The following is a 349-nucleotide window of genomic DNA, read 5'->3' on the forward strand; positions in this document are numbered from 1 at the left end:
TGGTCGAGTACAGCACCGACGGCACCACCTGGAGCACCACCGCACCCGTGGCCGTGGAGGGCAGCAACACCATTCAAGTGCGTCAGACTGATGTCGCCGGCAACACCTCGGCACCGTCCAGCCTGACCTTTACCCTCGACACCCAAGTCGCGGCGCCGACCGTGACCATCACCACCGACAGCAACGATGACGGCACCCTCAGCAATGCTGAGCTGGGCGCCGCCACCACCGTCACTGTCAGCGTGGCACTGCCGGCCGGTGCCGCCGTCGGCGATACCCTGAACGTCAGCCTCAATGGCGTGGCCCAGACCCCGATCGTGCTGACCCAGGCGCAGATCACCAATGGCGT

At 66.2% G+C, this 349-nt stretch carries 1 protein-coding gene; it reads left to right on the top strand.

From position 1 onward, the window contains the following. Positions 1 to 349 (top strand): Ig-like domain-containing protein (locus tag ACIGEK_RS14640; protein WP_397494032.1); only part of this gene is annotated, 349 nt, incomplete at both ends.

The sequence above is a fragment of the Pseudomonas sp. NPDC079086 genome (assembly GCF_044542155.1).
Classification (GTDB): Bacteria; Pseudomonadota; Gammaproteobacteria; order Pseudomonadales; family Pseudomonadaceae; genus Aquipseudomonas.